We start from the raw sequence: 22,461 nt of genomic DNA, 5'->3' as shown, positions 1-22,461 counted from the left end.
CACGCGCGACGCCGGGCGATGCCGGGCACACGGAACCGGTCCCGCCGTGCGCACGCGCCGGGGAGCACGGTCAGCAGCCCGCCTTGCCGTCGATATAGACCGTGCTCACGGTGTCCGGCTGGAGCGTCCGGTCCTCATGGGGTGCCAGGCAGATGCCGTACACGCGGCCGCCGCCCGCGGCGGTCATGTGCAGGATCGCCCGCTCCTCATTGAGGCCGCTGTAGACCGCGTAGGCACCGGAGGCGTCCGGTCCCAGGTCCTGAGGGAACGACGTGACACCGCGGTACGAACCCGTCGGCTGCCCCCGCGCCCAGTCGTCCGCCGTCTTGTAGAAGCAGACGTCCAGTTCCGCGCAGCCGTTGTCGGCTCGCGCCGCGGCCGACGGAGTACCCGCAGCCAGGGCGACGGTGGCGAGTGCGCCGGCCATGACGGTTGTCATCAACCTCTTCGCGCGTCCCATGGCCATCAGGGCAACACGCAGGGCACGAGAGGGAAAAGGAGTTTTTCGGTCCGCCGTCCCCGCCGTCTCGCGGAGTCGTCTTTCCGCCCGGTGTCTGCCCAGGTCGCCCGGGTGGGCCGGCCCAGGATCGTGGCACTTGCCGACGGACTGCGGCGCCACCGCACCACCGGCCCCCCGGCTCGGTGACGGGTCAGCCCGACGCCTCGAGTACGCGGTCACCGACCAGCAGCGGGCTTGCGGCATCTCCGCCGACGGCATCGTCGGTCCCGACACCTGGCGTTGCCTGCGGGGCGGTGACCACAACTGACCTTCGGCGCCCGCTGACGGGCGCGTGCAGCTCAGCCGTCCGCCCCACGGGGGAGGTGGACGGCTGTTCGCGTCGGGCTTCCAGCCCCGGGACAATCACGGCGTCCAAGCCCAGGCGATCCGACGGCCCGGTCCGCCTGGTGCGCAGTGGTCGACGAGGCGCAGTAGCCGGTCGGCATGTCGTAAGGGGGCAGTAGCCTCGGGCGCTATGGGCATTCGGATCGATGTCGTGGTGGGTCACCCGATCAACGATGGGACGGAGAGGATGCTGGCCGACGACTGACGCTGGGGAAGAGGACCAGGCTGCGGCGGAGGAGCCGGAGCCGGCCCAGCCAGCGGAATTCGGCGCGTTCACGCTTTTCCGTCGTCGCGTGGGAGGGCGAACGGCGGTTGCTCGCAACGGCGTGGTGGTCGCCGAGCTACCGGACCCCGACGAGCTCGCTGGCTCCAGGAAAAGGCCCGAAGTATCCAAGCCGTCCAGGTGCTTGGACGTCCGGCCGCGGTGAGCGTGGCCCGGGTGCGGTCGACGACGCGCGTCTCACCGTGCAGCTCCAACTCCACGGGCCGGCCAGGATCCCCGGCCGATCGCGCGACGGTCAGGACCACCCGGCCGAGCTTGACACTGTGGCGCAGGTTGCGTCCGGTGGTTGACCAAGGCGACCGGTCGGTGAGAGACAGTTCGGGTACCGAAGTTCCCTGCAGCGAGCCGGCGTTGGAGGCCACCGCCCGTACCGTGACGTTCCGCCGGTCGGGATGGCCTCCGCGTCACGCGCACCTTCAAGATCCGGCTGAGGGTGAGAGGTCGGCTCCTGCCGTGGTGTCGTGGACGCCGAAGACCTCGCCTGACCGGTGGTGGGCACTGTCCTAGGCACCCGTGGTGAACTGCGTGATTTCACGGATGCGGAGCCTCGCACCGCGCGACGTACTGTGCGCATGACCTGGGCGCAGCACGCGCCCGGCATGCCTGCTCGGAGACCCTGGCGGGTTGCCTTCGACCTCACGGAGATTCACATGCGTATACGTGCCCTGTCGGTAGCCCTTCCCGGCGCCATCGCTCTGTCCGCGCTCTGCCTTCCGGCAGCCGCTCAGGCGGCGGAGCGTCCAGGCGCGGCCGCGAGGCTCGGCTCCTTCGCCGCCCACGGCGTCCAACCCCGCACCTCGCTGGGCAACATCAGTTTCTCCAAGGCGGTCATCAACGGCGGCAAGGACATCGTTCTGGGCACCACCACCAAGAAGTCCGTCACCGTGACGTACACGGCCACCAGTTCCAGCGGAGTGGCCCTCACGGAAGCCTTCCTCTGGCAGGGCACGGACAGCTCGAACACAGACACCATCACCGGATCCCTGGGCACTGACGACGACCCCACCTGCGCCGAGTCGACGACCCGGACCGGCGTCTACGCCTGCACGGCCGTCTTCCACATCAACGCCGCGTCCGACCTGAAGAACAACGGCGTCGCAGGGACCTGGAAGCTGTTTCTCGGCGGGTACGACCTCTATGCCAACGCAAGCTACGACGACGACGTCGCAACCACCCGGATCAAGAAGGCATCCCAGTTGACCGCCGACGCCACCCCGGAGCCGGTGAAGAAGGGCAAGGCCATCACGGTGACAGGCAGCCTGAAGCGTGCCAACTGGAACAACGGCATCTACACCGGCTACGCGGGACAGGAGGCGCTGCTCCAGTACCGCAAGAAGGGAAGCAACACCTACGCGACCCTCAAGAAGGTCACGAGCGGCTCCGGGGGCGCGCTCAAGACCACCACCACCGCCACCGCCGACGGGTACTACCGCTTCTCCTTCGTCACCAATACGACCACCGCTGCCTCGACGGCGGCCGGCGACTACGTCGACGTCAGGTAGCCGCGGACGCCTGTGCTCCAAGCGGAGTTCTGCGCCGGCGGCGCCGCGCGGCATCGGCGACGCAGCAGTCGCAAGGTGTCGCGCAGTTCCTCGGAGTGCCCGGACTGATCGTCTCTCTATCGCGTTCCCGGATGCTTCGCGGAGATGTCGCGGGTGGCTTCGAGGAGAGGGAGTGGGTGGATGCGGCCGGGAGTCGGGGTGGAGGTGTGTCCCTGGGATTGGACCGACATCACGACGACCGTCTGGTAGGCGCTGGGGTTGGTATCCACGTCGGACCATGTGGTGCCGGGGCAGAGGGCGTCGATCGTCAGGGTCTTGGTGTACGGGTGCCGACCGACGGCGTATCCGGTGGCCGGCCTGCCGTCCACTGTTCCGTTGCCGGCGGCGGGCTTCTGACGGCCGGCGATGACGCCGTGTTTGAGCAGGAGGGCCGTGGGCGGAACCTCGCCGATCGGCAGGCTGAGCATCTGAGCCCGGTCGGCGGAGGTGATGCTGTAGGTCGCCCGCAGAGCAGAGCCCTGGCGGCGCAAGGACTTGACGGTCACTTGCAGGTGCTCGTCGGGACCGCTGATGACCACGGGGCGTTCGATGGTGCCGCCGCAGGGCAGGGAACGGTCCTGGTTCTTCTGTGGTGGGGTGGTGGTGGTCGGGGCGGGGTGGGTCGGAGCGGCGGATGCCGTGCCGGAATGCGTTCCGCATGCGGCGAGGGCGAGCAGCAGGACGGGAACGGCGGGCAGCAGTGCGCGGCGCATGAGTGTCTCCACGGGGTGTGAGCGAGGTGGGGAGCCGTCATTCGGCCAGGGGGGCACGAGCGACGATCACTGGATCGGGGGCCGGTGTGTCGGAGATGACGGGGTTCTGGGTGGTGAGGACGACGACGACTTCGTAGCCGCCTTTCCACATCGAGCTCCAGGACGTTCCCGTGCATGGCCGGCCCGGCATCGGAGGGAGTTGGGCGCGGTAGGGACGGGCGGGGTCGACGCTCAGCTGGTGCGGGGTGTTCTCGTCTGCCGGTGCACGGGTGGCCGATGATCGCGGCAGATCCTGGCCGGCGACGATGCGGCCTTGTTTGAGAACGAGGGTCCGTGGCCCGCCGGTTCGCCCGGAAATCTGCAGGACGGAGGGGGCGGTCGCGGTCACCGTGTAGGTGATCTGGGGTGCTCCACCCGGGGCTTTGCGCACCCCGGCGATGTGCGCGGTCACGGCTCCCCGACCGGATGGGGCCGGGACTGTCCCTCCGCAGGTGTAGTGGCGGGCCGGCGGCGTGTCGGCCGGGGTGCCGCTCGGAGCCGCACCGCTCGTCGCCCGGGGCTGCCTGCTGACCGAGTCCGCCGGTGTGTTGACCTGCGGAGGAGGCGTGGAGTGCACCGTGCCCAGCACCACCGAGGCGGCCACGGCCAGACCGGCACCGGCCACGGCGGCGTACTGGACGCGCCTACGCCTGCGCACCCGTGACTGGACGTGGTCGATGTCGATGTCCAGTGGCGGTGTACTGTGCGCGGCGGCGAGCAACTGCTCGCGCAGCTCCTCCGGCTTCATGTCTCCAGCCTTTCCTGCGCGACGTGGTCGGTGGGTGGCTGCAACTGGGTGCCCAGCCGTGCCAGCGCGTCGCTCAGATGGCGCTTGACCGTGCCCTCACCGCAGCCGAGCCGCTCCGCTATGCCCGCCGTGGACATGTCCTCGTAGTAGCGGAGCACTACGCATGCCCGTTGCCTCGGCGACAGACGGCGCAAGGCCTCCATGAGGTCGATCCGGTGCGTGACGTTCGCGCTGTGGTCCGCGACCGGTGACGGCGACACCAGCCGCGGAAGGGCGCGGATCCAGCGGGTGCGGCGCCGGTGCAGGTCCAGATAGCGGTTGAGCATCGTGCGACGTACGTATGCCTCCGCCTGTTCCAGTTCCCACGCGCGACGGGGTCGGGAGAAGACCCGTACCAGTGCTTCCTGGACCAGGTCGGCGGCCTCGGCACGGTCACCGCACAGCAGGAAGCCGTACTGGTTCAGCTCCGCGCCGCGCTCTTGCGCGAGCTCGGACAGCAGGCTTGACCATTCGGCCACGTCTCCTCCGTTCCCCTCACCCTGTACAACGAACAACTCGCCGGTTCGGTTGGGGGTCCTCGTACATGGAGCAGGGCCCCACTGGCTCCGGGTCGGAGCTCCGTGGGGCCCTGCGCGGTGCGATTGGCTACTGGTGCGGGTTGAGCTTCAGGCCGAAGCCGTTGAGGATGTCAGTGGCCTCGGTCCAGTACATGACCCCGGTGCCGTTGTTGGCGGAGACGATGCCGCGTGCCTGGCGGTGGGAGCTGTCGTTGATCGTGAAGACCAGGCCACCGGAGTCGCCCTGGGTGCAGGTGTAGCTGCCGTTGCCCTGTACACCCCGCACGTTGTGGGTGGAGCCGTCCTCCCACTTGATGCTGTACCTGACGTCGCTGTTGGTGACCGATATGCCGCAGGGGACACCGCGACCGTTGTAGTAGGAGCGGGCGCCGTCCTGACAGACCGACTGCCCGTTGTATTGATCGTGTTACGGGCCATCAGCTCGTCCCCAGTTCGGCAAATCGTTCGATCTTCGAGTGGTCGTCCCCTATCGTCAGCTTGTCCTGTCCGGTCGCCCGTCGGGGGAACGCTCGAGTGAACAGACCTTCCAAGTTGCTCATTTCATTGGCTGCCACCTGTGTGGCCGTCGGGCTGATCACGACAACGGGCTTGGTCGACACGGCCGGCGCTTCGCCCGCCGTTCCTGCCGCACCGCACTGGACGGCCGCGGCGGCGATGCGGTTCTGGACCGATCAACGTATGGCGGAGGCCAAGCCCTTTCCGGGTGCGTCGGGGAAATCCTCGTCACAGCGTGCGCTGCCCGCCCGGGCAACGGGGGCCGGACCGACGAGCTCGCACTTCGGCGGGTTGGCGATGATCGGACGGATGTACCTGCGAAGCGGCGGCGGGTCCTACTTCTGCACCGCGAGTGTGATCAACAGCCGGCACCACAACATCGTGCTGACCGCAGGCCATTGCATGGACGCCAGGGCCGGTGGCGGCTCGATGGCGTTCGTGCCGCAGTGGACCGCGGCGAGCCCGCGACCGCACGGGATCTTCCCGGTCGCCACCGACTCCCGAGGGCGCGGCCGGGTCTGGATCGATCAACGCTACTACGAACGCGGGCATGCGAAGGGTGCCCCGTGGGATGTGGCGTTCGTCCAGGTAGGGGCCCGCAGCGACGGCAGGCAGGTGCAGGACGTCGTAGGGGGTAACACCCTTGTCACCGGGCGCGGTTACGTGTTTCCCCGAGTCCGGCTCGTCGGCTACCCGAACACGGATCGCCAACCTTTGACCTGCACCAACTCCACGACGCGGTTCACACCCACGGACGGCACACCCGGGTCGTACCTCCGGATCGCCTGCGACGACTACCGGTCGGGTACCAGCGGAGGCCCGTTCCTGGCGAACTTCGACTCGCGCACCGGGACGGGAGATGTCGTGGGCAGCATAGGCGGCTGGAAGACCGGCGGGCCCACCGCAGACATCTCGTACAGCCCATACTTCGGCTCCGATGTCCGACGCCTGTACGACGCGGCCGTGGCCGGCACCCCGCCCGCCCGGCCCGGCGCGCTGCCCACGGTCCGCGGTGAAGCTGAACGGTAGGCTCAGGTTTCCCGACCGCACAGCTTGGCCCGCCTGGACGCTGGCACGGGCCGTCGGCGAAGCTCGCCTTCCGGCCCCGGTGTTGACGACGTCCGCCAAGCTGCTGCCGCACGATCTCCCGGCCTACCGCTGGATGTGCGAGCACCTCGACGACATCACCCCCGCCGCGACCCTCAACGGCCCCGACGGACTGCGCCAGTGGCATCGCCGCCGCCACCGCAGCCATGCCGGCCACCGCCGCCGGTCGATTCGACGAGGCAGAGGCCGGCTACGCCGCGGCCGACGGCCTGTTGCAGTGCGTCAGGGGCGCACTGCGTGGGCCTTCTCGGTGTGGCCGGTCACGGCAGGATCTCGACGTACCCGTCGGTTCCGTGCACGCGGATCCGCTGCTTGTCCCGGATCAGCCGGGTAGCCTGTTCCACGCCTACGACGGCCGGCAGGCCGTACTCCCGGGCGATCACCGCGCCATGGGTCATCAGGCCGCCCACCTCCGTCACCAGGCCCGAGATCCCGACGAACAGCGGCGACCAGCTGGGGTCCGTATAGGCCGTGACCAGGATGTCGCCCGTCTCGAGATCGGCTTGCGCCATGTCGTGGATGACGCGGGCCCTGCCCTCGATCGTCCCCGCGGAGACCGGTAGGCCGATCAGGGCGCCGGCCGGCACGTCGTCGCGTCGGTACGCCCCGGTGACGGTCTCGCCGTCCGAGGTGAGGACCCGGGGCGGTGTGAGCGCGTGGTACGACCGGAACGCTTCCTTGCGCTGCCGGATGAGCCCGTCGTCCACCTGGTGGGAGCGTACGACGTCACGGAACTCCTCGAACGTGAGGTAGAAGACGTCCTCCTTGTCACGAAGCACGTCGGCCTGCGCGAGGCGCTCGGCCTCCGCCACCAGAGCCTGCTTGTAGACGAAGTAGCGGCTGATGATGCCGTACTTCGGGTACTCCCGGTACCCGATGAAGGTTCGGACCCGGTCGATCATCCGCTTGGTCTCGTCGGCCTTCAGGTCCCCGTCCGGCAGGGCCCGCAGGCGCGACAGCACGTCCTGTTCCTTCTTCTGCGCCTTCTGCCGTCCTTGCTCGAAGCGCCGCCGGGCGGCGCCCGGTTCGAAGTTCCTGACGTTGTCGAGGATCGCCGGCACGAGCGTGGTGGGGCTCTCGCGCCAACGAGGCCTGGTGATGTCGATCTCGCCGGCACAGCGCATGCCGTACCGGTCGAGGTATCCCTCGAGGGCATCGCGCGCTTCGGTCCCGCCCGCGAGTTTCGCCAGCTCGTCCAGAAAGCCTTCGTCCTCGACGTTCTGCAGGAACGCCACAACCTCCGGGTGGGGGCGGATCACGTCCGCGACGTCGAGCAGTGCCAGCCCCATCTCCGACGTGACATTGCCGGGCGCGGACAGTGTGAGCGTGTCAGCCGCGTTCTTCTCGCCCAGCCACTCCTGCAACTTGTCGTTGAGCCACCACGTGGCCTCCATCCCGGCCATGATCGCCTGGATGCTCAGCGGATCACTGAGGACGCGCTTGTGCTCCTCGAAGGCCTCCAGCAGGAAGTCGAACAGAGCCGGTCCGGTCTTCGTCCGGATGTCGCGTCGCAGGTCGGCGATGGACGCCTGGCTGCGCTCGATCAGCTCGGTGACGATGGCCGGATCCGTCTCGATCGGGGCGGACGCACCGCCGGCCGGCGGCCTGCCGATGCCCACGTCCGGAAGCGTCGGGACGAAATCGTCGTGGTCGAGGACGGTCTCCAGCGCGTCCCTCATCAGCGGATCGCCCCTTCCCATGACGTCCAGGAGGCCGGCGCGGCTCGCAGGCGAGGCGAGGCGCCGAGTGACGTCGACGAACAGGCGCCCGCCGGCCGCGTGCATGGGCACCATGGCCGTCAGCTGCCACATGGACAGCCCGAGGGGTTTCATGGGGTCGGTCATCATCTGTTGATGGCCGACGGAGACATAGACGTGATTCTCCTGATCGCCGGTCTCCGGAATGGGGAAGAGCGTCGTGATCGGCCGACTCTGCACGATCTGGAAGCCCTCGTCGTCCAGGCACCATTCGATGTCCTGAGGGCAGCCGAAGTGCGCTTCGATCCGCCGCCCGAGCCGCACGAGCTCCACGGCCTGCGTATCCGTCAGCGCCGGCTTCTCCTGCCACTGCGGGTCGATGGCCGTTTCCCGCGTGCCGCCGGTCGGCAGGGCGTGAACAGCACGCTGTTTGGCGGCTATCGTCTTGGCGACGACTTCGCCGTCTCGCACCTTGAAGACGTCCGGGTTCACCAGGCCGGAGACCAGGGCCTCGCCGAGGCCGAAGCCGGCGTCGACGGTGGCGACCTTCCGGTTGCCCGTGACGGGGTCGGCCGTGAACAGGATGCCGGCCGCATGCGGGAAGACCATCTGCTGCACGACGACAGCCATGTGGACCGTACGGTGGTCGATGCCGTTTCGCTGGCGGTAGGTGACGGCCCGTTCGGTGAACAGCGAGGCCCAGCACCGGCTCACATGCCGGAGGATCGCCGTCGGTCCCACGACGTTCAGGTACGTGTCCTGCTGGCCGGCGAAGGACGCCGTCGGCAGGTCCTCTGCCGTCGCACTGGATCGGACGGCGTAGGCGGCATGCTCGCCGAGCCGGGCGAGCGCGCGGGTGATCGCCGTCGCGACGTCGCGCGGGACGGCGATCCCTTCGATGGTCCGGCGAATCTGCGCACTGAGCGTCCGGATCGCCTCCCGGTCGTCCGGGTTCAGGCGCGACAGCTGATCGAGCCGGTCCTCGATCGACGGCGCTTCCGCCACGATCCGCCGGAACACGTCCGTCGTCACGCAAAAGCCACGCGGCACACGGATCCCTTCGAGCCGTGACAACAGGCCCAGGTGCCCGCCCTTGCCGCCGACGACCGCGAGCCGAGGGTCCCCCTCCAGAAGGTCCAACACGTACTGCTCGGTCATCGCGGTACCTCCGAGACAGCCGTGCCCCGTCGCACTGAACCGGCCGGTCGCATCACCGGCGCCTCCAGCTCTGCCGCACCGCTGGCCACACACGCCCTCATCCCTGACTGCCTTCCCTCCGCCGAGTCCGGCCTCCCCCGCGTCTCCGCTTCGAGCGCCCGTGACCGCACAGCCGTTACAACCGCTGATTCGACGTCACCGCGTCCCGTACGCCGACAACGACACACGTGTGTCGTGCCTTCGCCTTCGCAGGTTGTGGCCTTGGTCGATGATTCTGCGGTGCGACCGGGGTCTTGCCGCAAGCCCCCCAGTGCGCTATACCTTAGGAGTGGCGAGGAGAGGGATCTCCTTGCCTTTGTCTTTTGCCGTCCGTGGGACTGACGCTCAGCGGCTTGACCGGACAGGCGGCGCAACCGGTCAGCACGGCCGGTGGTAGGGCACTCCGCCCAGGTGTCGGCGCCACTCTTCGGGTGAGGGACGGTCCAGCGGACCTGCACGCTCCGGTGACCAGTCTCCCGAAGTCGGTCGGCAGGGTGTGGCAGTCCCGTCGAACATTCCTGTGAGGACCTGTCCGCCGTCCGGAGTCAACCTCGGTCCGAGGACCGCCGTCGTGAACGTCATGTCCCAGAGGATGACGCGCTCGTCGCTCCCTACCGCGCTGGCGAGGAGCCGTCCGTCCGGGCCGAAGGCCACGGCGCGTACCGTCTTCGCGCGCGTCCACACCGCGGAGAGCAGGTGTGGCCTGCTGAGTTCGGCGATGTCCCGGAGGATGAGGACGCCCTCGGAACCAGCGCTGACCAGTACGGAGCCGCCGGGGTGCACGGCGACCGCGTACAGGGCGTTCTTGTGCCGGGTGAGGATCGCCGTTCGGCGGGGGTAGCGTGGTTCGCGTACGCCCCTAAGACGCACCGTGCGGTCTCGGCCCGCGGTTGCCAGCACGCTGCCGTCGGGGCTCACGTTGACGGCGTACGTCTCGGCCTTGTGCGCAGTCAAGGTGGACATGAGCGTGCTGAGGAGGGCGTCGCGGCTGCGTCTGTCCGGCCGTAGCCGGTAGGCGGCCAGGGCCTCCTGGGCCGCCAGGGCCGGTGACCTGTGGGCCGGCTCGGTGGCTTCCGCACTCGCGTTGTGGGCGACCGCGTCGTCGCGCTCGACCGTGAGCTCCCGGCCGACCTGTACGGCGAGAAGAGAAGTGGTCACGGACACCGCGGGCAGCACTGCGGAGGCGGCGATCAGCCAGGGCCGTCGGCGCCGGCGGCTGGCCTGGCTGATCGCCGTGATGTCGGCGCCTTTCGCTGCCAGAGTCGCGTTGAGGAACGCCTTCTCGCACGCCGTGAGACCTGCGTCCCGTGCCTGCGTCAGAGGGCGAGCCGCTTCCAGGCGCGCGCCTCTCAGGAGTGCTCCCGGAGCCTCCTCCAGGTGCGTCCAGGTCGCGGCAGCTTCCGTCAGCTGCCGCCGGGTGCGCAAAACCTCGCGGCTTTCGCCGAGCCGTCCACGAGGCGTGGCCATCCGTGGATGAGTGCTTCGTGCGTGAGTCAGGAGTAGGCGTGGTTGGCTTGGTCGGTTCAGGCCGCGCAGTCCGCGGTCCCGCGGTCGGTGGTTTCCGTGCCGAGCACCGGTATGGGCAATGGTCGTTGCTGAGCCCCCGCCCGGGTCATGTCGTGCCGCGGATGTCCAGGCGCGGCGTCAGTACGGCGGGAGGAGGTAGCTCGCCGGTCAGGAGTTGGTCGACTTGGTGGACAGCCAGTTCGCCCAGCCGCCGCTTGTCGAGGTGGAGCGTGGTCAGCGGCGGGTCGACGAGATCGGTGATGCTCAGCCCGTCGTAGCCGAGCAGCGCGCAGTCGTCGGGTACTCGGACGCCGAGTCGGCGAGCGGCCCGCAACGCACCCATCGCGACAAGGTCGTTGAAGGCGAAGACGGCGGTGATGTCGGGGAACGTGGTCTGCAGTTCCTCGAACGCGGCGGCGCCGCCGGCCGGTGACTGCTCGCCCATGACCACCCAGCGCTCATCGACCGGCAGCGCGTGTTGGGCGGCGGCTTCCAGGAAGGTGCGGCGCCTTACGACCGGGTCACAGACACACTCGCAGTCGATCATGCCGATCCGGCGATGCCCCTTCTCGATGAGGTGGTGCATCCCGGCCCGTACGCCGGCCGCGGTGTCGACGTGGACCAGCGCGTGAGTCGACGAGTCCAGCCCGCGGTCGACTATGACCAGCGGCACGCTCTCGAGGTACGGCTCGAGCTGCTTGTCGGGATGGCTGAGGTAGCCGACGAGCGCGTCGACCTGCCGGCCGAGCGAGCGGACCAGCGCCAGCTCTCGCGACCGGTCGTTTTCGGTGCTGGCGACGAGCACCTGCCATTCCCGCTCGTCCGCGGCCGATATCACCCCTGCGACGAACTCGGGGAAGAAAGGGTTGACCACGTCCGGGACGATGAGCCCCACTGTCACGACATCCGGGCGGACCAGCCCCCGGCCGAACCGGCTCGGCCGGTACCGCAGCCGCCTGGCCACTTCGAGCACACGGCGCTGAGTCTCCGGGTCGATCTCCCCTTTGCCGTTGATCGCACGGGAGACGGTCTGATGGGACACGCCTGCGGCCTGGGCGACATCGCGGAGTGTGACGCGCTTGACGGACCTCGTGGCGAGGGGGTTCCGTCCCCGCAGGTCTTCCGTTTCACGCTGTCCGGCCACTGTGCCCACTCACTCCCGTTGTCGTACTGCTCCACGCCCAAGTCAATCAGGTTCAGTGGTCCGCCGCGCCCCTCCCGTCGGCGCCTCCTCCCCGACGGCCAACGCCCGCAGCAGGCAGGCCGTCGACGGATCGCAGGCACCGGGGGCTTCGGCATTGACGTCAGCCGACGGAGTGCGCCACCATTCGTTAGCGGTCACGTTAACGGTAACGGAGAGGAGATGCGTCATGGCTTCCACGAGGAGCTCTCTGCCTGAGCCCCACCCCTTGCTCCAGGGCGTGTTAGGCGACTGGCAGGCAAAAGCCGGGGTCTTCTCGGCACTGCCGAACGCACCAGTGGTGCCGGATGATCCACAACGGCGGTCTTGGTGGCGTCAAGTGGGGCGGCGCTGGAACGAGCTGAGCGGCGGCCGGTCTTCTTTCAGCCGGCCCCTCCGCCGTGGCCAGTGCGTTCCCGCTCCCAGCGGAAGGCCTCGGGCCTGATCCGGCCCGAGGGACCGCCCTGCGGCCAGGATCCACCGTCGCAGTCGTTCCTGCGCGCCGAACCCTTGGCGTTCCCTTGCATCTTCTCGGAGACCAAGTGACTGACACGGCTCTGAAGCCGCCGGAGACCGAGCGGCTCTTCACCCGTCCCGCCGCGGCCGCGTCCTGCGTCGGCTTCGTCCTCATCGGCATGCTCCAGGCGCTCTACGGCCCGGCGGTTCCAGGCCTTCGCGCCGAGTACGGCCTCGACCCGTCGAGCGCCGGTCTCGGCCTGAGCCTTCATTTCACGGGCGGAGTCGCCGGCGTCCTCGTCTTCAACGCCGTCCACTCCCGAACAACCAACAGGGCACTGCTTGCGACGAGTTACGGGCTCATGGCGGCGGGCAGTGCCGGCTTCGCGCTCGCCCCGAACTGGCCGACCGCCCTCGCGGCCGCTTTTGCCGGCGGCCTGGGGTTCGGCGGCATCGACTACAGCCTCAACCAGCTCTTCGCGGTCGGCTTCGGGAGCAGGTCCACCGCCATGCTGAACGTCCTCAACGCGCACTTCGGCATCGGCGCGGTGCTCGGCCCGGCGCTGATCGCGTGGCTGGGGCCGGACAACTACCCGTACACGTTCGCAGTGTGCGCCGCGATGGCCGGACTGTTGATGCTCTGCACGGGAGGCGTCCGCACGCGGGGAACCGCCACCGAGGGCCCGCGCACGTCCATGGCCAGAGGCGTCCTCTCCCGTGTCCTCGTCGGCTTTCTCGCCCTCTACATACTGAACGTCGCCGTCGAGGCGGGCGTGGGCGGCTGGGAGCCCACCCATCTCGAGACCGTCGGCTACAGTGCGGCGGCGGCCGCGTCCGCGACCTCCGTGTACTGGCTGATGATGACAGCGGGCCGCTTCCTCGTCGTGCCGGTCACGTTGAAGTACGCCCCCGAGCGCATCCTCGCCGTGTGCGCCGCGGGCATGACCCTTTGCCTGCTGCTCGCGCTCGACAAGGCCCTGGCGCCCGTCGCTTACGCCGGTGTGGGCTTGTTCATCGCGCCGGTCTTCCCGACTGGTCTGCCCTGGCTCAACAAGGTGCTCCCGGAGGCCAGGCGGGCCGGCGCCTGGGTGATCGCAGCCTCCATGGTCGGCGGGGTCGCAGCACCGCCCATGCTGGGCGTCGGGATCGAAGTATCCGGGATCCGTACCGTTCCCTGGCTGCTTACCGCTCTGTCGGCTGCCTCTCTGGTGGCGACGGCCTGGCTGATCGGTATGACGAGGACGTCGAGCGGCGCGAAGTCCGCCTGACACAGGGATGGCGCTGTTCTCGCCAGTCGGTACGGCGTGCGGACCGCCGTACCGACGGTGGCGCGGACCGGTTCAGCCCCTGGGGGGCATGGGAGGTTCAGCCCGTGGGAGCGACGGCGTGGCCCGTCTGCGGGGAGATCATGCCGGCGCACAGGCCGCGGCTGGCCAGGGTCTGGGCGATGCGCGGGATCGCGGCGAGCGTGTTGGCCGGCCACTCGTGCATGAGGATGACCTGGCCGTTGGTCAGCCGGGACACGGTCTGGACGATGGCGTCGGTGCTCGCACCGTTCCAGTCCTGCGAGTCGGCGTCCCAAATGACCTGTGTAACACCGTACTTGGCAGCCACCGCCCTGACGGCGGCGTTGGTCTCGCCGTACGGCGGACGGAACAGCCTGGGCGTGCCGCCACCGGCCGCCGCGATCGCCTGCTGGGTGCGGGAGATCTCGGAGTCGATCTGCGCCTGGCTCAGACCCGTCAGATGCGGATGGGTGTAGCTGTGGTTGCCGATCCACATTCCGGCGGCCGCCTCGGCCCGGACCTGAGCGGGGTAAGCGGCCGCGTACTGGCCCTCGTTGAACATGGTCGCCCGGAGCCCGTTCTGCTTGAGGGCGTTGAGCAGGGCCGGGGTATGCGCGTTGGACGGGCCGTCGTCGAAGGTGAGTCCGACGTAGCCGGAGCAGGTGGCCGCATGGGACGGGGCGGCGCCGACGGTGAGCGCGCCGGCGACGGCCAGCGCCACGGCCGCTACGGCGGCCGCCGACGGACGCGCCGTGAGCGGTCGTACGACCTTCACGACGTCACCGTGATGTTGGAGCTGCCGCTGCTCTGGTACCCCTCGGTGGCGAGGATCATGTAGTACTTGAAGTTGCCCAGGGGCATGCCGGCGCGCGCCCAGGCGTCGAAGTGGTTGCCGGTGGTGATGGTGCCGCCGGTCCGCTTGGACTGCCGTACGCTCCAGTACTGGTTGAAGGTCCTGTTGCCCTCGACGGACGGAGCGTTGTACCGGGTCGTCTGGTAGATGTCGTAGGTGCCGCCGTCGCTGGTGACGGTGCCTTTGTGTGCGCCCGTGGGCCGGTAGTTCCCCCAGCTGTCGACGATGTAGTACTCGACGAGCGGGTTCGACGTCCAGCCGTAGAGGGACAGGTAGCCGTTGCCGGACGGATTGAAGCTGCCCGAGTAGGTCACGTTCCGTCGTCCGCCCGTGCTCCAGCCCTTGCCGGCGACGAAGTTGCCGGTGTTCCGCCAGCTGGTGCTGTAGTTGCCGCCGGAGCCCAGGGTCATCGAGACCGTACCCTGCGAGTCGGTCCAGAACGAGTAGTAGTAGCCGTTGTTGGTGCCGGTCTGGTTCGTGGTGATGACCGTGGCGGCGCGGGCGGTACCGGGCAGGGCCAGCCCGGCCGCTGTGCCCAGCAGCAGGGCGCCTGCGCTCCTACGACTCAGCGCGTGATCGAATGCGTTCACTTCGTGTCGCCTCCTCGAGGCCTGTGGGGGTGTGGGGTGGCGGGCAAGAGTGTTGGCCCAGCCATTCCACCTGTCAACAGTTTCGGCAACCAATTCGAAACATTCGTGCACGAAGACTCAGCGGATTGATCTCGATTTCGGCTGATGAAAGCACCTGGACGAGTGAATTGGCCAAAGTGGGATCCAGTAGGCCCAACCAATAGATCGAAGCTCGCCGACCTAGCTTCGAAACTTTCGAATCGCCGTTGGCGGCGGCCTCTCTCGACGTCGGGGACGTGGAGGTACGTGGGAAATGGTGTCGGACCGGCTTACCACTGACGGTGCGAGGGGCGGTCCAGGGTGCCGGGCCGCCCTGCCGATTCTTGGCGGATGGAACCATCCCAGCCCATCTGACGTGCAGGTATGTGAGTGCCTGGGATACGGGATCACGGGCCGACGACGGGGGAACGGTGTCGATTCGGGACGATGTCGAGGAGTTCGCGGCGTTGCTGCGCCGGCTGAAGGACCGGACGGGTCGGAGCTACGGCTCTCTGGCTCGCCGCCTCAATATGAACACCTCCACGCTGCACCGGTATTGCGCGGGCGAGGCGGTGCCGCAGGACTTCGCACCCGTGGAACGGCTCGCCGCCTTCTGCGCGGCGACACCTGAGGAACGGCTCGAGTTGCACCGGCTGTGGCTGTCGGCGGTGGCGGCCCGGCAGCGAGTGCGTACCACCGGTGCGGCGGAAGTGGGAGTTCCGGCGCCGGCTGCGGACGGGGCACTCGGCGAGGCGAGCAGTTCCGCGGAGCGACCCGGGGACGATCCCAACCCGGACAGGCCCGCCCCCTCCCCCGCTCCCCGCCCCCGGCACCGCCGCCGACGAGTCCTGACGGCCACCGTCGTCGCCTGCGCGCTGCTGGCCGCTCTGGGCAGCAGCATGTCCGCCCTGCCGGACGACCGCTCCGCCGAGGCGGACACCCCCGGCTCGGCGAGCCCACGGACGACCGCCCACGGCGCACCCCACCTCCCGGCGAAACCCTCCGCCCCCTCGCCTTCCCGGAGCTCCGCGTCACACGGCCCCCGGCACAAGGACCCCGCCCCCTCCGCCACCGGCAGTGGCCCCGCCTCCGCCGCGAAGCCCACTGGTCTGCCCCTCACCTGGAGCGCCGACTCCCAGGTCTGGGAGCTGGGCTGCATCCATGACTACGTCATCGACAAGCCGCCCGCCCAGGTGCCTCCTCCGCCGGTGCAGCAGGACGCCGGGGTGTGGGCGGCGGCGCAGGGCGCGGTGCACGGGCGGCAGACGATGGTGCAGATATCGGTGCAGGGGCGGTCGTCCACGGCTGTGGTTCTGGAGGCGCTCCGCGTCCGCGTCGTCAGCCGCGGCAACCCGGCCCGGGGCACCGCCTACTCCACGGGCCAGGGCTGCGGAGGCGACCTCGCGCCCCGCCGCTTCACCGTGAACCTCGACGTCGACCGCCCCATCGCCCGCCCGAAGGACGGCGCCGACAGCTCCGACAGCGAACACAAGATCCCGGCCGTGCACTTCCCGTACCGAGTCTCCGCCGAGGACCCCGAGGTGCTGCTGGTCGACGCGACGACCCAGGCCTACGACGCCCGCTGGTATCTCGAACTCGACTGGTCCTCGCAGGGCCGCACCGGCACGGTCCGCATCGACGACCACGGTCGCCCGTTCCACACGACCAGCATCGAAGGCATGCGCCACTACTGGTACGGCACGAACGACGCGGGCGGGCGCGCCTGGGTCCCTTACAACGGCTAGGGGCTCGACGAGGACGTCATCGGGTCCCATGAGGCGTCCTCGGGCAGTGGCCACCGCCGGGCCGTCAGTGCTTTCCCACTCACTGACGATCAACGGTGGCCGCAGCCTTGGGTCAGCCAGTCATGTCGACGGTGTTGGCCGTGCCGGCGGCCTTCCGCTGCGGAAGCGCGCCTGCCGGCGGCGCCTGCCGCACGGCCCGGTTGGCCGTGGTGAGCACGGCCAGGATGAACAGCCATGCTCCGCAGAGCCAGACCAGCGGCTTGGCGCCCAGCGTGGTGATCAGCGCGCCGCCTGCGAGCGTGCCGATCGACAGGGCTCCCGTGGTCAGTGTCGAGACCGCGCTCGTGGTCCGGCCCCGCAACTCATCGGGGGTGACGGCCAGCTGGTGACTGGTCATGGCCACCGTATACACGGGAGCCACCAGCGACTCGGCGGCCGCGACCGCTGCCAGCAGCAGCGGGTTGGGCGCGAGCGCGTACAGGGGGAACATCAAGGCCTCCAGCCACATCATCACCACGGCGATCCGGCCGAGCGGGAAGCGGCGTGTGGCCCTCTCCGAGACAAGCGCCCCTGCCAGGGCACCGACCGCCGCGCCGCTGAAGATGACGCCGATCCACAGCGGCGAGGCACCCACCTGCCGGGCGAGGGTGATGATCAACAGGTACCCGGCGCCGTAGCGCACCTTGTCGGCGGCCGAGACGAGAGTGAGGAACCGGATGACCGGCTGGCGCCAGAGCCAGCCGAGCCCCTCTCGGATCTCGCTGGTGAGCCGGGACGTCGTCCGCACTTCCTGCCGGTCCAGTTGGAACCGGGCACGCATCAGGAGCAGCGACGCGGCGGACACCGCGAAGGAAACCGCGTTGACGGCGAACGGCACGGTCCTGCCGAGGGCGTAGAGCGCACCGGCGAGTGAGGCGCCGAAGATGCTCACTGTGCTGGACGCGGCCTGCGAGTAGGCGAGCGCGGCGGACAGTTGTCGCGGACCGACCACGTTGGGCAGCGCCGCCGTGTTCGCCACCTGGAAGAGAGTGGCCAGGATCCCGGCCAGAACGGCTGTCGCATACAGCTGGGGCATTGTGAGCTGGTTCAGCCACAGCGCAACGACGACGCCGGCGATGAGCACGGCCCGGCCCAACTCACACCAGATCATGGTGGCCTTGCGGTCCCACCGGTCGACCAGGGCACCGGCGATCAGCCCGAAGGCCAGGAAGGAGAGGGTGCCGAGGCCGAGTACGACCCCGGCCTGGGTGGCCGACCCGGTGAGGGCCAGCACGATCAGCGGCAAGGCCATGAAATGGGCCTGGTCACCGATGGCGGAGACCAGCTGGCCGCTCAGCAGCAGCGAGAAGTCCCGGTTCCGGAACAGGCCGGGACCGCGAAGGATATTCACGAAGTTACGCTCCGTAACAGCTCAAGGACACAAGGGTGACGTCGAAGCTGGTGTCCGAGCTAAGAAACACGGGACGTAATGAACATGCGTGAACCGTACTCAGATCCCGGGCTGGACCGCAATCGAATATCGCCAGCGCTTCACGAGAACATAATTGACCGAGCGTTCCAATCTCACCTAGAGTCCGAGCAGTGACCAGAGCGGCCATACCGCCACCAACAGACGCCAGACGTCGGCGAGTTATGGACTGGTCAGTCCAGTTGCATTGTGCCGCCTCCTCATTCCTCGACACCCGCACCAAGTAACCGACTGCCGACCAAGGGACTCATCACCATGACCGCGCGCTTCACCGGCAAGACCGCCCTTGTCACCGGCGCGGGCTCCGGCATCGGCCGGGCCGTCGCTCTCGCTTTCGCCGCCGAGGGAGCCTCCGTGGTCGCGGCCGGACGTACGGAGGTTTCACTCGACGAGACGGTCGCTCTGATCGAGAAGGAGGGCGGCACGGCAGCCGCGGTCACCGCGGACGTGACCCGCTCCGAGGACGTCAGGGCTCTGGTCCACCGCACCGTCGAACTCTTCGGCGGCCTCGATGTCGCCGTCAACAACGCGGGGGTCTTCCGGGGCGGCGCTCCCGTAGCCGATCTCCCCGAGGAGGACTGGCGCACCCTGCTCGACATCAATGTCACCGGTGTACTCCTCTGCCTCCAGGCGGAAGTCGGCCGGATGCGTGAACAGCCCACCGGCGGCGCCATCATCAACGTCGCCTCCAACCTCGGCGCGCACCGCCGTGTCCCGGGCGTGGCCGGCTACATCGCCACCAAGGCGGCAGTCTCGGCCCTGACCCGGGCGGCCGCTCTGGACCACATCGCCGACGGGATCCGTATCAACGCAGTCAGCCCCGGTCCCTCCGACACCACCATGTCGCTGCGGCCGGGGGAGACGGACGCCGACCGCGCCGCCCGGACGCAGCGCGCCTTGCCGCTGGGGCGGGTCTCCTCCACCGCCGAGGTCGCGGCAGCCGTGCTGTATCTGGCCTCGCCTGATGCCGCTTCCATGGTCGGCAGCGACCTGGTCATCGATGGCGGCGCCGCCGCCTGACCGCGGTCCCGGTCACTGGGCGGATCCAGGCACATCGTTCCATGACTCCGCCTCGGTGGCTACCGAGGCCTGGCGAGTGAGGGGGGCGCGTGGTCAGCTCGTCACTCAGGAGCGGAGCTTGGCCGCCGGAGTCGCGGATGTCGGGGAAGTGCGGATGCGGCGGCCCGCCATAGGCTCGGGTATCCATGCGCCTACGAAGCGGACGCCACCGGAGAGGTGTAGCCGCCGCCTCCTTAGTTGCCGTGCGGACCCGAGTCTGGTTGGGTACCAGCGCCACAGGCGCGTTGGGCGTGCCGGTCGGGTCGGGAGTGGAGCGAGCAACGTGCACACGAGGGTACGACAGGACGGCTCGTGGCCCCTGCCCGACGGGCTGGGGCAGGCGATCCGGGGCACTGCCGCGGAGATAGCCACACTGGTGCGCAGTGCGAACGACACGGCGCTTGCCGTGCCGGGGTCGCAGTGGACCGTCGGAGAGGCCGCCGCTCACCTGGCCCTGGCCAACGAGCTGATGGCAGACCTGGCCGCCGGTCGGGAACGCCCCTACGGCGACGGAACGCCGCAGAGCCTCGCCAGGGCCAACGAGGAGTCCCTCGCCGTGTTCGCAGAGCGCCGGGCGGAGCCTCTGGCAAGGATGATCACGGAACAGGCCGAGGCGTTCCTGGACGCTCTGTCACTCCCTCCGGCGGACGGCCCGGCACCGACCACGCCCCTGGGCCCGATGAACCGTTCCGTTCTGGCGTCGTACCTGCTCACGCACATGCTCGGCCATGGATACGACCTGGCCCGTGCCGTGAGGCGTCCGCACATGGTCGACCCGGCGCGGGTGGGCTTGTGCATGCCGTTCATGCTGTCGGTCATGCCGCGTGTCGCGAACACCGCGAACACGGCCGGGCTCACGGCCCGTTACCGGATCCAGCTGCGCGGGGGCGAGAGGTTCGATGTGTTTCTGTCCGGCGGCGCCGTGCAGGTGACACCGGGGGCGCCGTCGCGGCGCACGGACTGCACCATCCTGCTCGACCCCGTAGCCTTCCTGCTCATCGCGCTCGGCCGGCTCAATCCCTGGCGTGCCATCGCCCGGGGGCAGGTTCTCGCCTGGGGCCCCCGGCCGTGGCTGGCACCCCGGTTCCCGTCCCTGTTCACAGCGCCCTGAGCTGTCTACCGGCCGGCATCCACGCCCCTGCCCCCACGCGTTCACTGCCGGTGCCGCACGAAGCGGATGTAGGCGTACCCCTCCCCCGCGCGTGGCGCCCGTGTCCATGACCGGGTGGTTAAGGTGGGGAGCTTGCCCCGGGTCAGCGCGAAACGGGGCAGCGAGAGTCCGAGTTCGGCGTGCAGGGCTTCCAACGCACGTCGTTCGCAGTCCAGTTCGTCGCCCTCCCGGCGGAACAACACTGCGGGGTCCAGGGCCTCGGGTATCGCACCAGAACGCTGGATCTCCGTACCGCGCACGGTGAACGCGTATACCTCCTCGCCGTGTTCGGCCACCGACAGGTGGAAGGCGGTCGGGCGGCCGCCCGGGGAAGAGCCCCTCGGTTCGCGCCACACCACCACCGCGCGGCCGCACGAGGAGGCGGCCGGAGCCGGGGACTGGAACAGTTTGTTCATGTAGTGGTGGGAGTAGACGTCGAAGGCGAAGGCCCAGGCTTCGGCAGTGCGACCGATGGCGACCACAGCCCGGTCTTCCCACGGTTCCACGCCCTCGCGTTCGTGGGGTCTGGGTGCCCGCCAGAACGCCATGCGCACATCCGCCGGCGCGCTCAGGTCGGCACCTTCCTCACCGATCAGGGCGGGCAGGCGGGCTGGGTCGACGCCCTCGACCCAGACACCGCGGTACCCGTCGAGCGGCTGCCCGTTCACCGCGGGCCCCGTCAGCCAGGCGAGGCCCGGCGGGTCGAGATCGGGCACCGGCTCAGGAGCGGGGCCCGTCTCCCCTGACCGCGGGGTCGCGAGGATCTCCCGCCCACGCTCCGGGGTGATCAGCGACCCCAGGACCGGATCGGCGAGCAGGCCGACCGGGGCGATGAGCAAAGGTCCGGGTGCCACCCACTGCGGGAGCGCGTCCCGCAACAGCCGCCAGGCGGCGTCGGTCGCCCCCCAGCGGGCCGCCTCCCGGGCCTCGGTGACGGCCCGGCCCCATGGCCCGTCAGGCTCGTAGCGGTGCGTGCCGTCCCGCATCGCGCTGAGCACGGTCTCGGCGGTCTTGCGGGCCGCTCCACGGGCGGCCATCATCCGGAGCCAGTGGTCGTCTCCGCCCAGCCGCCATTGGCCACTTGCCGGCTCCATCGCCTCCACAGGCAGAATCTCCGGCAGGTAGCGCGGGTCGGCCACCAGATCGCCGTACCCCCGGGAGCTGTGCGGAGCCAGCAGATGCCGGAGCTGGTCGAGCAGGACGGCGCTCCGTGGCCGTCCGAAGGACCGCGCCTCCTCGAGCAGGGGCAGGGCCTCCTCGTACCGTCCGCGCAGTGCCAGCAGGCGGGCCTCCTCCACATGGGCGTCCTGGGCGCGCGTGGTCGCGTTCACGAAGTCGGGGCTCTGCGCCCGGTCACCGTGGAAGCCTCGGTACATCGCCTCCATGTAGGCGCGGAACGACGGGTAGCGGTCCGGTAGCTCACCGCTCCAGCCCTTGTAGACGTAGAGCGCCCACTCGCCGTCCTGGTCGCGGTCGCCCGGGTCGAGCAGGGCGTAAGACATGTCGGAGTCCGTCTCCAGCCGTAGCGCCCGTTGCCACATCCCGGCCAGCAGAACGTCCTCCTCGCGCGGGTGGTCGCCCAGATTCTCCTCGTACAGCGGGGTCATGCCGTGCGGATCCCGGAACCAGTCGATGTCCGCGGCACCGCCGAGCTGATAGACCCCGGCCGTCTGCTCCACGTGCCACCCGTCGCTCACGGCCAGGAACTCCCGGTACGAGGGCGGCAGTCGCCGCCCCAGCCGCTCCTCGGCCGCGGCGATCGCCGCCTCGTCCGCCCCGGGTCTGCCCAGGGGAACGACGCTCTGTCCGTCGTCGTCCGCGCGCGGAACCCACTCCTCCTGCCAACGTGCCAGGAACGCATGCCAGTTGAAAGACTCTGCACTCATGACCGGATGGTGTCACCCGGCA

General features: G+C 69.4%; 18 protein-coding genes and 1 pseudogene. 7 read left to right on the top strand and 12 right to left on the bottom strand.

From position 1 onward, the window contains the following. Nucleotides 1-70: 70 nt before the first annotated feature. Nucleotides 71-439 carry a hypothetical protein gene (locus tag ACFYZQ_RS08380; RefSeq protein ID WP_389143152.1) on the bottom strand — a complete coding sequence of 123 codons (369 nt, stop codon included), beginning with the start codon at nt 437-439 and terminating at the stop codon, nt 71-73. A 157-nt stretch (nt 440-596) separates the two neighbouring features. Here ACFYZQ_RS08380 and ACFYZQ_RS08375 point away from each other — a divergent pair, with 157 nt between their 5' ends. Next, the gene (locus ACFYZQ_RS08375; RefSeq protein ID WP_389143149.1) at nt 597-767 is read left to right on the top strand and encodes a peptidoglycan-binding protein; all 171 of its coding nucleotides are present in this window, start codon (nt 597-599) and stop codon (nt 765-767) included. Nucleotides 768-1,777: 1,010 nt separating this feature from the next. Next, on the top strand, nt 1,778-2,629 hold the full coding sequence (locus tag ACFYZQ_RS08370; RefSeq protein ID WP_389143146.1) for a hypothetical protein: 852 nt from the start codon (nt 1,778-1,780) through the stop codon (nt 2,627-2,629). 116 nt (nt 2,630-2,745) lie between these two features. Here the strand turns inward: ACFYZQ_RS08370 and ACFYZQ_RS08365 are convergent, their stop codons facing one another. From ACFYZQ_RS08365 to ACFYZQ_RS08350, 4 genes are all read right to left on the bottom strand, one after another. After that, nucleotides 2,746-3,381 carry a hypothetical protein gene (locus ACFYZQ_RS08365; protein WP_389143143.1) on the bottom strand — a complete coding sequence of 212 codons (636 nt, stop codon included), beginning with the start codon at nt 3,379-3,381 and terminating at the stop codon, nt 2,746-2,748. A 37-nt stretch (nt 3,382-3,418) separates the two neighbouring features. Further along, entirely contained in the window at nt 3,419-4,168 is a 750-nt protein-coding gene (locus ACFYZQ_RS08360; RefSeq protein ID WP_389143140.1) for a hypothetical protein, read from the bottom strand. Then, nucleotides 4,165-4,686 (bottom strand): SigE family RNA polymerase sigma factor, encoded by a 522-nt coding sequence (locus tag ACFYZQ_RS08355; RefSeq protein WP_389143137.1) that lies wholly within the window; start codon nt 4,684-4,686, stop codon nt 4,165-4,167. The genes ACFYZQ_RS08360 and ACFYZQ_RS08355 overlap by 4 nt, the downstream gene beginning before the upstream one ends. A 127-nt stretch (nt 4,687-4,813) precedes the next feature. After that, a complete protein-coding gene (locus ACFYZQ_RS08350) occupies nt 4,814-5,011 on the bottom strand; it encodes a hypothetical protein (protein WP_389143135.1) in 198 nt (65 codons plus the stop codon). A gap of 293 nt (nt 5,012-5,304) precedes the next feature. Here ACFYZQ_RS08350 and ACFYZQ_RS08345 point away from each other — a divergent pair, with 293 nt between their 5' ends. Then, complete coding sequence (locus ACFYZQ_RS08345) at nt 5,305-6,270, top strand: trypsin-like serine peptidase (RefSeq protein WP_389143132.1); 966 nt, start codon at nt 5,305-5,307, stop codon at nt 6,268-6,270. Nucleotides 6,271-6,608: 338 nt separating this feature from the next. On the opposite strand, the gene rph is transcribed toward ACFYZQ_RS08345, so the two are convergent. From rph to ACFYZQ_RS08330, 3 genes are all read right to left on the bottom strand, one after another. Next, nucleotides 6,609-9,203 (bottom strand): rifamycin-inactivating phosphotransferase, encoded by a 2,595-nt coding sequence (gene rph, locus ACFYZQ_RS08340; protein ID WP_389143130.1) that lies wholly within the window; start codon nt 9,201-9,203, stop codon nt 6,609-6,611. 417 nt (nt 9,204-9,620) lie between these two features. After that, nucleotides 9,621-10,709, bottom strand: a complete 1,089-nt coding sequence (locus tag ACFYZQ_RS08335) for a WD40 repeat domain-containing protein (protein WP_389143127.1) — start codon at nt 10,707-10,709, stop codon at nt 9,621-9,623. A gap of 145 nt (nt 10,710-10,854) precedes the next feature. Continuing rightward, nucleotides 10,855-11,892 carry a LacI family DNA-binding transcriptional regulator gene (locus ACFYZQ_RS08330; protein WP_389143124.1) on the bottom strand — a complete coding sequence of 346 codons (1,038 nt, stop codon included), beginning with the start codon at nt 11,890-11,892 and terminating at the stop codon, nt 10,855-10,857. 578 nt (nt 11,893-12,470) lie between these two features. On the opposite strand from ACFYZQ_RS08330, the gene ACFYZQ_RS08325 reads away from it, so the two are divergent. Further along, nucleotides 12,471-13,652, top strand: coding sequence for an MFS transporter (locus ACFYZQ_RS08325; protein ID WP_389143121.1), 1,182 nt, complete (start codon nt 12,471-12,473; stop codon nt 13,650-13,652). A gap of 100 nt (nt 13,653-13,752) precedes the next feature. Here the strand turns inward: ACFYZQ_RS08325 and ACFYZQ_RS08320 are convergent. Beyond that, nucleotides 13,753-14,445 (bottom strand): annotated as a pseudogene (locus tag ACFYZQ_RS08320) (polysaccharide deacetylase family protein); the annotation flags it as partial. Further along, nucleotides 14,442-15,113, bottom strand: coding sequence for a glycoside hydrolase family 11 protein (locus tag ACFYZQ_RS08315; RefSeq protein ID WP_389143118.1), 672 nt, complete (start codon nt 15,111-15,113; stop codon nt 14,442-14,444). The pseudogene ACFYZQ_RS08320 and the gene ACFYZQ_RS08315, both read right to left, overlap by 4 nt. A gap of 449 nt (nt 15,114-15,562) precedes the next feature. Between ACFYZQ_RS08315 and ACFYZQ_RS08310 the strand changes: the two genes are divergently transcribed. After that, a complete protein-coding gene (locus ACFYZQ_RS08310) occupies nt 15,563-16,876 on the top strand; it encodes a helix-turn-helix domain-containing protein (RefSeq protein WP_389143115.1) in 1,314 nt (437 codons plus the stop codon). A 112-nt stretch (nt 16,877-16,988) separates the two neighbouring features. On the opposite strand, the gene ACFYZQ_RS08305 is transcribed toward ACFYZQ_RS08310, so the two are convergent. Continuing rightward, a complete protein-coding gene (locus ACFYZQ_RS08305; RefSeq protein ID WP_389143112.1) occupies nt 16,989-18,266 on the bottom strand; it encodes an MFS transporter in 1,278 nt (425 codons plus the stop codon). A gap of 333 nt (nt 18,267-18,599) precedes the next feature. Here ACFYZQ_RS08305 and ACFYZQ_RS08300 point away from each other — a divergent pair, with 333 nt between their 5' ends. Together ACFYZQ_RS08300 and ACFYZQ_RS08295 are read left to right on the top strand one after the other, a co-directional pair. Next, nucleotides 18,600-19,364, top strand: coding sequence for an SDR family NAD(P)-dependent oxidoreductase (locus ACFYZQ_RS08300; protein ID WP_389143109.1), 765 nt, complete (start codon nt 18,600-18,602; stop codon nt 19,362-19,364). Between the two features lie 322 nt (nt 19,365-19,686). Continuing rightward, nucleotides 19,687-20,514: a maleylpyruvate isomerase family mycothiol-dependent enzyme gene (locus tag ACFYZQ_RS08295; RefSeq protein WP_389143106.1), complete on the top strand. Its 828-nt coding sequence runs from the start codon at nt 19,687-19,689 to the stop codon at nt 20,512-20,514. Between the two features lie 41 nt (nt 20,515-20,555). Here ACFYZQ_RS08295 and ACFYZQ_RS08290 read toward each other — a convergent pair whose 3' ends face one another. Beyond that, on the bottom strand, nt 20,556-22,439 hold the full coding sequence (locus ACFYZQ_RS08290) for an SMI1/KNR4 family protein (protein WP_389143104.1): 1,884 nt from the start codon (nt 22,437-22,439) through the stop codon (nt 20,556-20,558). Nucleotides 22,440-22,461: the final 22 nt, after the last annotated feature.

This window comes from Streptomyces sp. NPDC001843, assembly GCF_042891955.1.
Classification (GTDB): Bacteria; Actinomycetota; Actinomycetes; order Streptomycetales; family Streptomycetaceae; genus Streptomyces.
This window is presented reverse-complemented; position numbering and strand designations above follow the sequence as displayed.